Raw genomic sequence first — 771 nt, forward strand, 5'->3', positions numbered from 1 at the left:
AGCATTGATCTTCCACCGTTATTTCCTACGTCGTGTTGACGAAATTGTGATAGACATGGAACAAGACGCATTGCGTCTTGTAGAGATTGTTCACGGTGAGCGTGAGCCGACGCGTGCAGAGGAAAAACAACCTTGAATTTCAAGCGCCAAGCTTCTGAAGAAGTATCAGTCAACTTAACACCGCTGATTGACGTGGTGTTTTTGTTGTTGATTTTTTTCATGGTATCGACCACTTTTACNAAAGAAAGCCACTTGGAGATTGATTTGCCGCAGTCGAGCGCAGATCCTGCTAAGCCATTGGCTGAAGAAATAGAAGTGATCATCAATGCTGAAGGTGAGTTCTCGGTTAATGAGCGCGCACTCATCAACAATCAGGAAGATACCTTGAAGAAAGCCGTCGAGAAAATCTCGAATGGAAACACCAAGATTCCTTTCATTATTACAGCAGATTCCAAAACTGATCACGAGTTTGTGGTTCGTGTGATGGATGTTGCAGGTCAACTTGGATTTGTTCAGCTTAGTATCACGACACAACGAGCACAGTCGAAAAACTAAAAAAGCTCTAGCTTAAGCTAGAGCTTTGTCTACGCGAGCAAATTGTAATGACAAAAGACGCGAAAGCGTTACCGCAAAATGAAGATTCCAATTGGCAGCTTTATCGCCGTTTATTGGTATATCTCAAACCTCTCAAATTTTTCTTTGCACTGAGTGTGATCGGCAACTTTGTTTATGCCGGTGCCAGTGCTGCAATGGTTAAAGCGCTAGAGTTTG

The 771-nt window shown here is 43.1% G+C and carries 1 protein-coding gene; it reads left to right on the plus strand.

What is annotated here, in order from left to right; genetic code table 11:
* Positions 1-132: 132 nt before the first annotated feature.
* Positions 133-555, plus strand: a complete 423-nt coding sequence (locus A3739_RS10670; RefSeq protein WP_068476202.1) for a biopolymer transporter ExbD — start codon at positions 133-135, stop codon at positions 553-555.
* Positions 556-771: the final 216 nt, after the last annotated feature.

Source organism: Oleiphilus sp. HI0067, assembly GCF_001635735.1.